Below are 12,836 nucleotides of genomic sequence, written 5' to 3' on the forward strand. Positions count from 1 at the left end.
CGATTGACGAACGGAAAGACGCCCATGAGCCTCCCCATCAGCGGCAGCACCCAGGCCTACCTGATTCCCGGCGACCCGGTGCGCAACGTGCGGCTGCCGCGCATGTTCAACGCCGCCTTCGAGCGCTTCGGCATCGACGCGGTGCTGCTGCCGATGCAGGTGCCGGTGCGCGACTTCGCGGTGTTCTTCAAGTCGGCCTTCCTCGCACGCAATGTGCGCGGCATGGTGATCGCGCCGCCGCACAAGCCACTGGTGGTCGACCTGCTCGAGGGCGCGGGCCTGTTCGGCCGCGTGGCCGGGTCGGTCAACGTGGTGCGCCGCACCGAGGCCGGCCAGCTCGAGGGTGACCTGTTCGATGGCGAGGGCCTGATCGGCGCGCTCGACCGCTTCGCGATTCCGTTTCGCGGCAAGCGCGTGCTGATCCTCGGCGCGGGCGTGAGCGCGGCTGCCATCGGCGTGGCGCTGGCCGAGGGCGGCACGGTCGATGGCGCCGAGTACATCGCCTTCTACGACAGCTCCGCGGGCAAGGCCGCGGGCGTGGCCGCCAAGCTCGATGCCTTCTTCGACGCCCGCGTGGTGGCGGTGGACAGCAACGCGCCCGAGGGCTACGACCTGGTCGTCAATGCCACGCCGCTGGGCCTGACCGACGACGATGCAGCGCCGGTCGACGTGGCGCGCATGGATGGCCACGCGGCGCTGTTCGACATCCTGCTGCGCAACCAGCCCACGGCGCTGGTGCGCGCGGCCCGTGCACGCGGCCTCAACGCGCAGGCCGGCTTCGAGATGCTGATCCAGCAGATGCCGCATTACTTCGACTACTTCGGCCATGCCGATGCGGCCGCGGCGCTGCGTGCTGACTCGGACTTCCTGCGCGAGATCGTCTATCCCGACGCGATGCGCGCCGAGATCGCCACGCCGTTGCGTTACGGCGCGGCCTAAACCTCTTTTTCCCCTTTGGCTACGCGCATGATTTCCGGCAAGACCACGCTCATCGCCCACCTGGGCTATCCCACCGAGGCCTTCAAGGCCCCGATGATCTACAACCCCTGGTTCGAGCAGCAGGGCATCGACGCGGTGGTGGTGCCGATGGGCGTGAAGCCCGAGGACTACGCGGCCTCGCTCGCGCAAATCTTCCGCTTCAGCAACCTGCGCGGCGCGCTGGTGACGATGCCGCACAAGGTCACGACGATGTCGCTGGTCGACGAGGTCACGCCCACCGCGCGCATCGCGGGCGCCTGCAACGCGATCCTCAAGCGGCCCGACGGCACGCTGCTGGGCGACCAGTTCGACGGCGCGGGCTTCGTGCGCGGCGTGGAGCGCAAGGGCCGGCCTTTCCGGGGCACACGCGTGCTGGTGTCGGGCGCGGGCGGCGTGGGCTCGGCCATCGCCGCGTCGATCGCGGCGGCCGGCGCGGCCGAGCTGATGCTGTTCGATGCGCATGCGGCTTCGGCCGAGGCGCTCGCAGGGCGGCTGCGTGAACACTATCCGCAATTGAAGGTGACCACCGGCTCGAAGGACCCGGCGGGCTTCGACGTGATCGTCAATGCCACGCCGCTGGGCATGAAGGCCGACGATCCGCTGCCCTTCGACATCGACCGCATCGATGCCGGCACCTTCGTCGGCGAGGTCGTGATGAAGACCGAGTACACGCCGCTGCTCGAGGCGGCGCGCGCCAAGGGCTGCGCGGTGCAGGTCGGCACCGACATGCTGTTCGAGATGATCCCGGCCTACCTCGAGTTCTTCGGCTTCGGCAGCGCCACGGCCGACGAGCTGCGCGCCAGCGCGAAGCTTCAGTACTGACATTCCCACGACAAGAACACCATGAGCATCTTCGAAGGCTTCCTCTCCACTTCCGAAACCCTGGGCGCCTTCAGCGACCGTGCCTTCGTCGACGCGATGCTGCGCTTCGAGGCCGCGCTCGCGCGCGCGCAGGCGGCCGAGGGGCTGATCCCCGAGAGCGCGGCGCACTCGATCGTCGGAAGCTGCAAGGTCGAGCTGTTCGACGTCGCCAAGATCGTGCGCGAAAGCGGCCGCGCGGGCAGCGTGGCGATCCCGCTGGTGAAGGCGCTGCGCGAGGCGGTCGGGCTCTTCAATGCCGAGGCCGCGCCCTTCGTGCATTTCGGCAGCACCAGCCAGGACGTGATCGACAGCGCGATGTCGCTGGTCACGCGCGAGGCAGTGGCGCTGATCGAGACCGACCTTGCCAAGGCGGCCGAGGCGCTGCTGCAGCTCGCGGTGCAGCACGCCGCCACGCCGATGCTCGCGCGCACGCTGATGCAGCCGGCCTCGGTCACCAGCTTCGGCTTCAAGTGCGCGGGCTGGGCCGCGCCGCTGGTACGCAGCCGCCTGCGGCTGCGCGAGGCCGCGCGCCATGCGCTGCAGTTGCAGCTCGGCGGCGCGGTCGGCACGCTGGCGCAGATGGGGCCGCAGGCGAGCGCGGTGCGCGCGCGCATGGCGAAGGAACTGGGGCTGGCCGATCCCGGCGCGACCTGGCACACGCAGCGCGACGAATGGGTGGCGCTGGGTTGCGAGCTCGGCCTGCTGACGGGGAGCCTCGGCAAGATCGCGGTCGACGTGTCGCTGCTGGGCCAGTACGAGGTGGCCGAGGTGGCCGAGCCCAGCGAGCCCGGGCGTGGCGGCTCATCGGCCATGCCGCACAAGCGCAACCCGGTGGCGTCGATGGTGGCGATCGCCGCCGCGCATCGCGCGCCGCAGCGCGTGGCGGCCTTGCTCGGCGCCATGCCGCAGCAGCACGAGCGTGCGCTCGGCGCCTGGCAGGCCGAGCTCGGCGAATGGCCGCAGCTGCTGATGTCGGCGCACGGCAGCGTGCGCGCCATGGCCGCGGCCTTGCCGGGCCTGCAGGTGGATGCCGCGCGCATGCGCGCCAACATCGACCGGCTGCGCGCCGAGCTGCCGCGCGACGCGGCCGACGAATGGTTCGATCCCGCGCTGGCCGCGCGTGCCGGCGAGATCGCGCTGGCCGAGGTGAAGGCGCTGCGCGCGCGGCTCGTATCGGCGCAATGACGCAAGCTTTTCATGCCTGCATATTCCGAACAACCAGAGTCCGTTCACGCTGAGCTTGTCGAAGCGCGGCACGAGGCTTCGACAAGCTCAGCCCGAACGGGTGGGAGATTTCATGTCGAACGAATCGCCACGGACGCCATCTCTCCAGAGGACTCCATCCAATGACTGACACCACCCACACTTCCCCCGCCGATGACTACGAATCGGGCCTGCTCAACCGCCGCCGCGTGCTCGGCGACGCCTGGGTCGACCGCTCGCTGGCCAACCGCAACAGCTTCAATGCCGAGTTCCAGGAACTGATCACGCGCCACGCGTGGAACGACATCTGGGGCCGCCCCGCGCTGGGCGACAAGACGCGCCGCTACATGGTGCTGTCGATGATGCTCGGCATCCACGCGTACGAGGAATTCGCGATGCACGTGCGCGCGGCGCTCGACGGTCCGCCCGAGTCGCGGCTCACGCCCGAGGACATCAAGGAAGTGATCATGATGGCCGCCATCTACTGCGGCGTGCCGGTCGCCAACCACGCCTTCGGCATCGCCACCGGCATCCTCCGCGAGAAGGGCCTGCTGCCTGCGGCGGCGCAGTGAGCGCGCAGCAAGGACCACCAGGAAACCTGAAGGGCCGCTGGCATGCCGGCTTCGCGCTGCTGCTGCCGTTGCTGCTCGCGGCCCAGCCGGTGGCCACCGACAGCTACCTGCCGGCACTGCCCGCGATCGCCAAGGAACTCGGTTCGGCCAGCACCAGCCTCACGCTGTTCGTGCTGGCCTTCGGCTTCGCGCAACTGCTGTGCGGACCGCTGGCCGATCGCTTCGGGCGCCGGCCGGTGCTGCTGGCGGGCCTGGGCTGCTATGCGTTGGCCGCGCTCGGCGGCGCCTTCGCGGGCAGCGTGTTCATGCTGGCCGGTTGGCGCACCTTGCAGGGCTTCTCGATGGCGGCGATCCTGGTCTGCGCGCGCGCCGCGGTGCGCGATCTCTATCCGGCCCATGAGGGCCCGCACGTGATGGCGCGCGGGCTCACGGGGCTGGGCGTGGTCGGGCTGGTGGCACCGCTGCTCGGCGCCTGGCTGGTGCAGGGCGCGGGCTGGCGCTGGGTGATGGGCGCGATGGCGCTCTATGCGCTGGTGCTGTTCGCGCTGTGCTGGCGCTCCTTCGGCGAGACCCGGCCGACCTTCGTCGACACGCCCTCGGCGCCGCGCGGCAGCACGCGCGTGGTGTTCGCGAGCCGCGCCTTCCGCGCCTGGGCCTCGGTGGCGGCCTCGACCTATGGCGGGCTGTTCTGCTTCCTGCTGCTGTCGCCGATGGTCTATATCGGCTACCTCGGCTGGTCGCCGGCCTGGTACGGCTGGATCCCGGCCGGCGGTTCGCTGGTCTACATCTTCAGCACCACCATGTGCCGACGGCTGCTGCGCCGCCATGGGCCGGTGCGCACGGTGCAACTGGGCGCCTCGCTGAGCATGGCGGGCGCCACGATCCAGGCGCTGGGCTGCTGGCTCGCGCCGCTGAGCGCCGTGCCGCTGCTCGCGGGCCACGCGGTCTATTGCCTGGGCCACGGCATCCACCAGCCCTGCGGCCAGGCCGGCGCGGTGGGCGACCTGCCGCAGCTCGCGGGCCGCGCCGTCTCGTGGTCGGGCTTCGGCATGATGATGGTCGCCTTCTGCGTCGGGCAGTTCGCCGCGCTGTTCGTCGATGCCGAGTATTCGAACGGCGCCTGGCCGATGGTGATCCCCATGGTCGCCGCCGCCTGCTCGCTGCTGGCCATCGCCTTCTTCTGGCTTCCCCGTCTTCATCCTCTTTCGAAGGAATCCGCACCATGACCCGTCTGAACCTCGTCCGCGAAGGCAATGGCCCGATCGTCGTGCTGAGCCATGCGCTCGGCTGCGACCTCCGCATGTGGGACGGCGTGGCCGCGCAGCTCGCGCGTGCCCACACCGTGCTGCGCTACGACCACCGCAACCATGGCGCCTCCGAGCGCGTGCCGGGCGCTTTGCGCATCGAGACGCTGGCGCAGGACGCGGCCGAGCTGATCCAGCGCGAGGCCGGCGGCGAGCCGGTGCATTTCGTCGGCCTGTCGATGGGCGGCATGACGGCGCAGGCGCTGGCCGTGCGCCATCCCGAGCTGCTGCGCACCGTGACCATCGCGAACTCCTCGGCCCACTATCCCGACCAGGCGCCCTGGCGCGCACGCGCCGAGACCGTGGCCGCGCGCGGCGTGGCCGCGATCGCGCCGGGCGCGGTGTCGCGCTGGCTCACGCCGGCCTTCGCCGCCACGCCAGAGGGCCAGGTGGCGGCCGAGCAGCTGCAGGCGGTGCTGCTGGCCAACGATCCGCAGGCCTACATCGAGAGCTGCAACGCGGTGGCGGCCATCGATTTCCGCGACAGCAACCGCCGCATCGCGGTGCCCACGCTGGTGATCGGCGGGCTGCAGGACGAGGCCACGCCGTTCGCGATGTCGGAAGCCATCGCCGCGGCGATCCCCCACGCGCGGCTTGCCAGCATCGATGCCGCGCATGTGAGCGCGGTCGAGCGGCCGGTCGAATTCGCGCAGCTGCTGATCGATTACTGGCGCAGTCTCTGATTCGGCGCGGTCATCGACGGTCCTTCGGACCTAGGTGTAACCCCTGATTCGTGCGAAATTCGCACGATAGCGTTCGATCATCGATCAAAGGCGACGCTAAATGGTTGTGGGCACGGGCCGGCGTTCCTAAAGTCGCTCCCGTGAACACGCTCCAGCCCTCCGCCGACCTTCCGCAACGCGCCGCACGGCGCACGCACCGCTCGATCGCCACCGTCTCGCTCAGCGGCACCTTGCGCCAGAAGCTCGAGGCGATCGCGGCCGCGGGCTTCGACGGCATCGAGCTGTTCGAGAGCGACTTCGTCAACTTCAAGGGCACGGCCGCCGAGCTGCGCGGCCTCGCGGCCGACCTGGGCCTCGCGATCGACCTCTACCAGCCGTTCCGCGATTTCGAAGGCATGCCCGAGCCGCAGTTCCGCCGCGGCCTGGAGCGCGCCGAGCGCAAGTTCGAGCTGATGGCCGCGCTGGGCGTGCCGCTGATGCTGTGCTGCTCGAACACCTCGCCGCTCGCGCTCGACGATCCCGCGCGCGCCGCCGCGCAACTGCATGCGCTGGCCGAACGCGCCGCGGCCCATGGCCTGCGCGTGGGCTTCGAGGCGCTGGCCTGGGGCCGCTTCACCTCGCGCTATGGCCAGGCCTGGGACATCGTGCGGCGCGCCGGCCATCCCGCGCTGGGCCTGATCCTCGACAGCTTCCACACGCTGTCGCTGCGCGACGACCCGGCCGGCATCGCTGACATCCCGGGCGAGAAGATCTTCTTCCTGCAGATGGCCGATGCGCCGCAGCTCTCGATGGACGTGCTGCAGTGGGCGCGCCACCACCGCGTGTTTCCGGGGCAGGGCGACTTCGACGTGGCGGGCTTCTATGCGCAGGTGCTGCGTGCCGGCTACACCGGACCGCTGTCGCTCGAGATCTTCAACGACCTGTTCCGCGAGACGCCGAACCGCCGCACCGCGGTCGATGCGATGCGCTCGCTGCTGTATCTCGAGAGCCAGGTGCGCGAGCACGTGGCCACTGCGCCGGCGCAGCCGCTGCTGTTCGCTCCGCCGCAGGCGCCGGCCTTTCGCGGGCTGTCCTTCATCGAATTCGCGGCCGACGAGTCTTCGGCCGGCGCGCTCGGCACGCTGCTGCAGCAACTGGGCTTTCGCCGCGCGGGCCGCCATCGCTCGAAGGCTGTCACGCTCTACCGCCAGGGCGACATCCACATGGTCGTGAATGCGCAGCCCGGCAGCTTCGCGCGCACGCGCTTCGAGGCGTACGGCACCTCGGTCTGCGCGCTGGGCGTGCGCACCGACGATCCGCAAGCGGCCGTGGCGCGCGCCACCGCGCTGTGCTCGCAGCGGCACGACAGCCCGGTCGGCCCCGGCGAGCAGGCCGTGCCCGCGATCGTGGTGCCGGGCGGCAACCTGCTGCATTTCATTCCGTCCTCGCTCGGCGCCACGGGACTCTACGAGGCTGACTTCATCCTCGAGCCCAGCGAAGTGCAGGGCGAGGATGCCGGCCTGCGCGCCATCGACCATGTCGCGCTCGGCCTCGCGCTCGACCAGCTCGACACCTGGGTGCTGTTCTCGCGCGCCGTGCTCGGGCTCGAGGTCGGAGAGAGCCTCGAGCTGGCCGATCCCTTCGGCCTGATCAAGAGCCGCGGCGTGGCCGATGCCGCGCGCAGCCTGCGCCTGGTGCTCAACGTGTCGCTGAGCCAGCGCACGCGCACCGCGCGCACCGTGCATGCGCAGGGCGGCGGCGCGGTGCACCACGTGGCGCTGCGCAGCGACGACATCTTCGCGTCGGTGGCGCGGCTGCGCGCCAACGGCGTGCGCTTCGTGCCGATCTCGGACAACTACTACGACGACCTCGCCACGCGCATCGCGCTCGATGCTGTGCTGCTCGAACGCATGCGCGCTGCGGGCGTGCTGTTCGACCGCTCGCCGGCCGGCGACTACCTGCACATCTACACCGAGAGCTTCGAAGACGGCCTGTTCTTCGAGGTGGCGCAGCGCATCGGCGGCTACGACGCCTATGGCGCGCTCAATGCGCCGGCGCGCATGGCATCGCAGGCCCAGGACTGATTTCCTTTTTTTCGTTCATTCATTCACCCGCTCATCCTCGTCCACACCGGAGACAACCCATGGCGAACACCACGGCTCACGAGCCCCAAGGCAAGCACCAGTCGAAGAAGGCCGCCGCCAGCGGCTGGATCGGCTCGGCGCTCGAGTACTACGACTTCTTCATCTACGCCACCGCCGCGGCGCTGATCTTTCCGCAGATCTTCTTTCCCAAGGGCGACCCGACCACGGCCATCATCGCCTCGCTCGCGACCTACGGCGTGGGCTATGTCGCGCGGCCCATCGGCGCCTTCGTGCTCGGCCACTGGGGCGACACGCACGGGCGCAAGCAGGTGCTGATCCTGTGCATGTTCCTCATGGGCTTCTCGACCGTGGCCGTGGGCCTGCTGCCCACCTACGACCAGATCGGCCTGGCCGCGCCCGTGCTGCTGGTGATCCTGCGGCTGATCCAGGGCTTCGCGGTGGCCGGCGAGATCTCGGGCGCGAGCTCGATGATCCTCGAGCACGCGCCCTTCGGCCGGCGCGGCTTCTTCGCGAGCTTTACTTTGCAGGGCGTGCAGGCCGGCCAGATCATGGCGGCCGCCGTGTTCCTGCCGCTCGCGCACTACATGCCGGAAGAGGCCTTCAATTCGTGGGGCTGGCGCATCCCGTTCCTGCTGAGCTTCGTTGTCATCATCGCGGGCTACATCATCCGCCGCGAGGTCGACGAGACCCCGGCCTTCGCCGAGGCCGACAAGAAGGGCGAGGTGCCGCGCTCGCCGATCGTGCAGGCCTTCACCGACAGCTGGGCCGACATGCTGCGCGTGGTCTGCATGGCGCTGATGAACGTGATCCCGGTGGTCGCCACCATCTTCGGCGCCGCCTACGCGGTGCAGTCGGCCTACGGCATCGGCTTCCAGAAGGACGTCTACCTGTGGATCCCGGTGCTCGGCAACATCCTCGCGGTGCTGGTGATCCCGTTCGTGGGCAACCTCTCGGACCGCATCGGCCGCAAGCCGCCGATCATCGTCGGCGCGCTGGCCTCGGGTCTGCTCTCGTTCGCCTACCTCTATGCCATCAGCGTGCGCAACGTGCCGCTCGCGATCTGCATGTCGCTGCTGATGTGGGGCATCGTCTACCAGGGCTACAACGCCACCTTCCCGAGCTTCTATCCCGAGCTGTTCCGCACCCGCAACCGGGTGTCGGCGATGGCCATCTCGCAGAATATCGGCACCACCTTCACGGCCCTGCTGCCCGCGCTGTTCGCGACCGTGGCGCCTCCCGGCTCGGCCAACATCTGGCTCACCGTGGGCAGCATCACCTTCGCCGTGACCGTGCTGGCCGCGCTGGCCGCGATCAGCGCGCGCGAGACCTACCGCGTGCACATGAACGACCTCGGCGACCCCGATGCCGTGCCGGTCGACAAGGCCGAGTACGACCGCCTGCGGGCCCAGACCCTGGGCGCGAGCCCGGTGGCGGCGCGCGCCACGGCCTGACGCCACGGAGGTGGGGCGGCGGAAGACCTTGCACCTGACAAGGCCGCCGCCGCGCGGAAGAATGGCGGCCATGACGACCCCATCCTCCTCCCACCTCAAGATCGATTTCGTCTCGGACGTCTCCTGCCCCTGGTGCGCCGTCGGCCTGGGTTCGCTCGAGGCCGCGATCGCCCGCGTGGCGCCCGGGGTGACGGCCGAGCTGCACTTCCAGCCCTTCGAGCTCAACCCGCAGATGCCGCCCGAGGGCCAGGACACCTTCGAGCACCTGAACCAGAAATACGGTTCCACGCGCGAACAGCAGGCCCAGATGCGCGAGGCCATCCGCCAGCGCGGCGAGGCCGTCGGCTTCGTGTTCAACCCCGAGGGCCGGCCGCGCATCTACAACACTTTCGACGCGCACCGGCTGCTGCACTGGGCCGAGCTCGAGGACGCGGCCAAGCAGGTCGCGCTGAAGAAGTCGCTGCTCAAGGCCTACTTCACCGATGCCGAGAATCCTTCCGACCCCGAGGTGCTGGTGCGGCTCGCGGCAGCGGCGGGCCTCGATACGGCACGGGCACGCGAGATCCTCTCGAGCGACGAATACGCGGCCGAGACCCGCGCGCGCGAACGCATGTACACCGACGCGGGCATCCACTCGGTGCCCGCGATCATCATCAACGACCAGCACCTGATCTCGGGCGGCCAGCCGGTGGAGGTGTTCGAGCGCGCGCTGCGGCAGATCGCTGGGGCGCAGCCCAGCGGGGTGGTGTCGGCCTGAGGCCGTCAAGCCGTCTTGGGCCGCGGGGGCGTTTCGCCTTGAAACGAAGCTGACTCGCGGCTTTACACGGCGCTGGCATGCTGGGGTCAACCGCGCATCGACGGCGCGGGTTGAACCCACCATGCACACGTTTCCGATCCGGTCGCGCCTCGCGAAGGGCGCATGGATGGCGGCCGCCACGCTGTGGCTTGCGGGCTGCGCGCTCGGCACACGGCCCGATGCGCCGCCGCTCGCATTGCGCGGCGCACCGCCAGATGCATTGACCCAGCTGCGCTGGCTCGACCGCGTGAGCTGGGGCGCGAATGCGAGCGGCCAGGCCGAGGTCGCGACGCAGGGCTTGGCGGTGTGGATGGGGCGGCAACTGGAGCCCGTACCGCAGCCGCTGCCGCCCGAGGCCCAGGCGCAGATCGACGCGATGGAGATCGCGCGCGCGCCCGTGGACACGCTCGCGGTCGCGCTCGATGCCGAGCGCAAGGCGGCCGACGCGCTGCCCGACGAAGACCAGAAGAAGGCCGCGCGCCAGGCCTACCAGCAGCACCTGAACCGGCTCGCGCGCGAGGCGCAGCAGCGCTTCGTGCTGCGCGCGCTCTATTCGCCGAACCAGCTGCAGGAGCAGATGACCTGGTTCTGGATGAACCACTTCAACATCAGCTCGCGCAAGGGCGGCAACATGCGCGCGCTGATCGGCGACTACGAAGAGAACGCGATCCGCCCGCATGCATTGGGCCGCTTCCGCGACCTGCTTGGCGCCACGCTGCGCCATCCCGCGATGCTGCGCTACCTCGACAACGCGCAGAACGCCGCCAACCGCGTCAACGAGAACTACGCGCGCGAGCTGATGGAGCTGCACACGCTGGGCGTGGGCAGCGGCTACTCGCAGGCCGACGTGCAGGAACTCGCGCGCGTGCTCACCGGCGTGGGCGTGAGCCTGCAGCCGGCCGATGCACCGCCGCCCAAGCTCAGGCCCGCGATCGCCGCCGACTATCGGCGCCAGGGCCTGTTCGAGTTCAATCCCAACCGCCACGACTACGGCCCCAAGACGCTGCTCGGCGAGCCGATCCGCGGCCGCGGCCTGGCCGAGGTCGACGAGGCGCTCGACCGCCTCGCGCGCGCGCCGGCCACCGCGCGCTTCGTCTCGCGCAAGCTCGCCGTCTACTTCGTGGCCGACGATCCATCGAACGCGCTGGTCGAGCGCATGGCCGCGAGCTTCACGCGCAGCGATGGCGACATCGCCGCCACCTTGCGCACGCTGTTCGAGTCGCCCGAATTCACGGCCTCGCTGGGCCGCAAGTTCCGCGACCCGGTGCACTACGCAGTGGCCGGCGTGCGGCTGGCCTACGACGGCCGCGTGGTGGCGAACGTGGGGCCGATGCTCAACTGGATCGACCGCATGGGCCAGCCGCTCTATGGCCACGAGACGCCCGACGGCTATCCGCTGCACGAGGCTGCGTGGGCCAGCGCGGGGCAGATGAACACGCGCTTCGAGATTGCGCGCACGCTGGGTGCGAACGGTGCCGTGCTGTTTCGCACCGATGCCAAGGCGCCGCTCGAGAGCCCGGCCTTCCCGCCGCTGGCCGAGTCGCCCGCGGTGCGCGAGATGCAGACCGGCTTCGGCGCCGGCACGCGCGAGGTGCTCGCGCAGGCGAAGAACCCGCCCGAATGGAACACGCTGCTGCTGGCCGCGCCCGAGCTGATGCGCCGCTAGCGCCCCCTCGAAAAAGGACAAGTCCATGCAACGCCGAGAACTGCTCCGTTTCGCCGCCGCCGTGCCACTGGCCGGCGCCGCCGCCCGCCTGATCGCCGCGCCGGCCGCCGAGGGCGCCAAGCTGCTGGTCGTGTTCCTGCGCGGTGCCTACGACAGCACCAGCCTGCTGGTGCCCACCTCGAGCGACTTCTACTACGCCTCGCGGCCCGGCATCGCGATCGGACGACCGGGCACCAGCGGCGGCGCCTTGCCGCTCGATGCTGACTGGGGCCTGCATCCATCGCTGGCGCAGAGCGTGATGCCCCTGTTCCAGCAGAAGCAGGCCGCGTTCATCGCCTTCGCCGGCACCGACGACCTCACGCGCAGCCACTTCGAGACGCAGGACGGCATCGAGCTGGGCCAGGCGCTCGATCGCCGGCGCGACTACCGCTCGGGCTTCCTCAACCGCCTCGCGGGGGTGCTCGGCGCGGGACCGCTCACTGATGTCTCGCCGATGGCCTTCACCGACCAGTTGCCGATCTCGCTGCGCGGCGATGCGAGGGCCGCCAACATGGCGCTCGCGGGCAATGCGCGGCCCACGCTCGATGCGCGCCAGAGCCAGCTCATCGCCTCGATGTACCGCGACACGCCGCTCGCGCAGACCGTGGCCGAAGGCTTCCAGGTGCGCGACGAGGTGCGGCGCGCCATGCAAGCCGAGATGGACGCCGCGAGCCGCAACGCCATGACCTCCAGGGGCTTCGAACTCGTGGCCCGCCGCATGGCCGCGCTGATGCGCGAGCGCTACGACCTCGGCTTCGTCGACGTCGGCGGCTGGGACACCCACGTGGGGCAGGGCGCGGCCACCGGCTACCTCGCGAACCGCTTCGAGGAACTGGGCCGCGGCCTCGCGGCCTTCGCGCAGGAGATGGAGCCCGAGAACTGGCGCCAGACCGTGGTGGTGGTCATCAGCGAGTTCGGCCGCACCTTCCGCGAGAACGGCAACAAGGGCACCGACCATGGCCATGGCACGGTCTACTGGGTGCTCGGCGGCGGCCTCTCGGCGCAGGCCGGTGGCCGCGTGGTCGGCGAGCAGCAGGCGCTGACGGCGGCCACGCTGTTCCAGAACCGCGACTATCCGGTGCTCAACGAGTACCGCGCGGTGCTCGGCGGTCTGTTCCAGCGTATGTACGGGCTCTCGCCCGCGCAGGTCGCGAAGGTGTTCGACGGCGTGACGCCGAAGGACCTGAAGCTGGTGTGAG

At 70.2% G+C, this 12,836-nt stretch carries 11 protein-coding genes; all 11 read left to right on the top strand.

The window, feature by feature from the left end; genetic code table 11:
• Nucleotides 1–24: 24 nt before the first annotated feature.
• The 11 genes from AC07PU_RS10750 to AC07PU_RS10800 all read left to right on the top strand — a co-directional run bounded on the left by AC07PU_RS10750 (nucleotide 25) and on the right by AC07PU_RS10800 (nucleotide 12,835).
• A complete protein-coding gene (locus AC07PU_RS10750; RefSeq protein ID WP_431509400.1) occupies nucleotides 25–939 on the top strand; it encodes a shikimate dehydrogenase family protein in 915 nt (304 codons plus the stop codon).
• Nucleotides 940–966: 27 nt separating this feature from the next.
• Nucleotides 967–1,800, top strand: a complete 834-nt coding sequence (locus AC07PU_RS10755) for a shikimate dehydrogenase family protein (protein WP_495317362.1) — start codon at nucleotides 967–969, stop codon at nucleotides 1,798–1,800.
• A 21-nt stretch (nucleotides 1,801–1,821) separates the two neighbouring features.
• Nucleotides 1,822–3,024 (top strand): 3-carboxy-cis,cis-muconate cycloisomerase, encoded by a 1,203-nt coding sequence (gene pcaB, locus AC07PU_RS10760; protein WP_495317364.1) that lies wholly within the window; start codon nucleotides 1,822–1,824, stop codon nucleotides 3,022–3,024.
• Between the two features lie 161 nt (nucleotides 3,025–3,185).
• Nucleotides 3,186–3,614, top strand: a complete 429-nt coding sequence (locus tag AC07PU_RS10765; protein ID WP_495317366.1) for a carboxymuconolactone decarboxylase family protein — start codon at nucleotides 3,186–3,188, stop codon at nucleotides 3,612–3,614.
• A complete protein-coding gene (locus AC07PU_RS10770) occupies nucleotides 3,611–4,840 on the top strand; it encodes an MFS transporter (protein WP_495317369.1) in 1,230 nt (409 codons plus the stop codon). The genes AC07PU_RS10765 and AC07PU_RS10770 overlap by 4 nt, the downstream gene beginning before the upstream one ends.
• Nucleotides 4,837–5,601 carry an alpha/beta fold hydrolase gene (locus AC07PU_RS10775; protein WP_398500964.1) on the top strand — a complete coding sequence of 255 codons (765 nt, stop codon included), beginning with the start codon at nucleotides 4,837–4,839 and terminating at the stop codon, nucleotides 5,599–5,601. Before AC07PU_RS10770 ends, AC07PU_RS10775 begins: the two co-directional genes overlap by 4 nt.
• Nucleotides 5,602–5,741: 140 nt before the next feature.
• Entirely contained in the window at nucleotides 5,742–7,664 is a 1,923-nt protein-coding gene (locus AC07PU_RS10780) for a bifunctional sugar phosphate isomerase/epimerase/4-hydroxyphenylpyruvate dioxygenase family protein (protein WP_495317371.1), read from the top strand.
• A gap of 59 nt (nucleotides 7,665–7,723) precedes the next feature.
• Nucleotides 7,724–9,136, top strand: a complete 1,413-nt coding sequence (locus AC07PU_RS10785) for an MFS transporter (protein ID WP_093344958.1) — start codon at nucleotides 7,724–7,726, stop codon at nucleotides 9,134–9,136.
• A gap of 70 nt (nucleotides 9,137–9,206) precedes the next feature.
• Nucleotides 9,207–9,893 (top strand): DsbA family oxidoreductase, encoded by a 687-nt coding sequence (locus tag AC07PU_RS10790; RefSeq protein WP_495317373.1) that lies wholly within the window; start codon nucleotides 9,207–9,209, stop codon nucleotides 9,891–9,893.
• A 121-nt stretch (nucleotides 9,894–10,014) separates the two neighbouring features.
• Complete coding sequence (locus tag AC07PU_RS10795) at nucleotides 10,015–11,598, top strand: DUF1800 domain-containing protein (protein ID WP_495317375.1); 1,584 nt, start codon at nucleotides 10,015–10,017, stop codon at nucleotides 11,596–11,598.
• Nucleotides 11,599–11,623: 25 nt separating this feature from the next.
• Nucleotides 11,624–12,835 (top strand): DUF1501 domain-containing protein, encoded by a 1,212-nt coding sequence (locus AC07PU_RS10800; RefSeq protein WP_495317377.1) that lies wholly within the window; start codon nucleotides 11,624–11,626, stop codon nucleotides 12,833–12,835.
• Nucleotide 12,836: the final 1 nt, after the last annotated feature.

Source organism: Variovorax sp. GW821-FHT10D07 (assembly GCF_059415325.1).

Excerpts from the sequence above, each read along its gene's own strand:
- AC07PU_RS10800 (WP_495317377.1), top strand. The coding sequence starts at position 11,624 with ATGCAACGCCGAGAACTGCTCCGTTTCGCCGCCGCCGTGCCACTGGCC.
- AC07PU_RS10750 (WP_431509400.1), top strand. The coding sequence starts at position 25 with ATGAGCCTCCCCATCAGCGGCAGCACCCAGGCCTACCTGATTCCCGGC.
- AC07PU_RS10755 (WP_495317362.1), top strand. The coding sequence starts at position 967 with ATGATTTCCGGCAAGACCACGCTCATCGCCCACCTGGGCTATCCCACC.
- AC07PU_RS10765 (WP_495317366.1), top strand. The coding sequence starts at position 3,186 with ATGACTGACACCACCCACACTTCCCCCGCCGATGACTACGAATCGGGC.
- AC07PU_RS10785 (WP_093344958.1), top strand. The coding sequence starts at position 7,724 with ATGGCGAACACCACGGCTCACGAGCCCCAAGGCAAGCACCAGTCGAAG.
- AC07PU_RS10795 (WP_495317375.1), top strand. The coding sequence starts at position 10,015 with ATGCACACGTTTCCGATCCGGTCGCGCCTCGCGAAGGGCGCATGGATG.
- AC07PU_RS10790 (WP_495317373.1), top strand. The coding sequence starts at position 9,207 with ATGACGACCCCATCCTCCTCCCACCTCAAGATCGATTTCGTCTCGGAC.
- pcaB (WP_495317364.1), top strand. The coding sequence starts at position 1,822 with ATGAGCATCTTCGAAGGCTTCCTCTCCACTTCCGAAACCCTGGGCGCC.
- AC07PU_RS10775 (WP_398500964.1), top strand. The coding sequence starts at position 4,837 with ATGACCCGTCTGAACCTCGTCCGCGAAGGCAATGGCCCGATCGTCGTG.